Annotated in this window: 1 protein-coding gene; it reads left to right on the top strand. The window is 60.1% G+C overall.

All coding sequences use genetic code 11. From position 1 onward, the window contains the following. Positions 1 to 72 precede the first annotated feature (72 nt). Positions 73 to 870: IS110 family RNA-guided transposase (locus BMI01S_RS37770; RefSeq protein ID WP_042293604.1), on the top strand; the 798-nt coding region annotated here is incomplete at its 3' end.

Genomic DNA, 870 nt, shown 5'->3' with positions numbered 1-870 from the left:
AGATGGTCAGCCTGACCGAAACAGCCCGATCGGCTTACGCTGATCGGGCTGTTTCCTTTTCGGGAGTTCGTCATGGATACCATCTCGTTGATCGGAATTGATCTTGGCAAGCATTGCTTTCATCTGCACGCCCAGTCGGCATCGGGCCGCATGGTGTTGCGCAAGAAACTCACGCGCAACCAGATGTTCCAGTTGCTGGGCAAGATGCCGAGCTGCACGGTGGTCATGGAAGCCTGTGCCGGCGCACACTGGATCGCACGGCGGCTGCAATCTCTGGGACATCAGGCCCGGCTGATCTCCCCGCAGTACGTCAAACCTTTCCTGCAAGGCAACAAGAACGATTTCGCCGATGCGCAGGCGATCTGTGAGGCCGCGTCGCGCCCCAGCATGCGCTTCGTCAGCCCACGCAACGAGACACAGCAGACGATTTCAGCTCTACATCGGGTGCGCGAGACACTGGTGCGCGAGCGTACCGGCACAGTCAACCAGATTCATGCGTTTTTACTGGAATTCGGCGTGAGTCTGCCCACAGGGATGGCCGTCATTCGCCGGCTACCAGCCGTGCTGGCCGCGCATGAACTGCCACCGCGGCTCGTCGCGCTGCTCGAGCGTCTGCAAACGCATTTTAAATATCTCGATGAGCAGGTCAGGCAGATCGAGAGCGAATTGACGCGGCAGCTTCAGGAGGATGAACGAAGCCAGCGCCTGTTGGAGATTCCGGGCATCGGCCCGGTCACGGCCAGCGTGCTGGCAACGGAATTGGGTGATGCCCGGCAATTCGCTTGCGCACGCCAGTTCGCAGCGTCCATCGGACTGGTTCCGCGCCAATACAGTACCGGTGGCAAGCCGACGCTGCTGGGAATCAGCAAG

It is taken from the genome of Paraburkholderia mimosarum LMG 23256 = NBRC 106338, assembly GCF_000739815.1.
Taxonomy (GTDB): Bacteria; Pseudomonadota; Gammaproteobacteria; order Burkholderiales; family Burkholderiaceae; genus Paraburkholderia; species Paraburkholderia mimosarum.
Note: the sequence above shows the minus strand (reverse complement) of the source record. Positions and strands in the feature narration are given on the sequence as shown.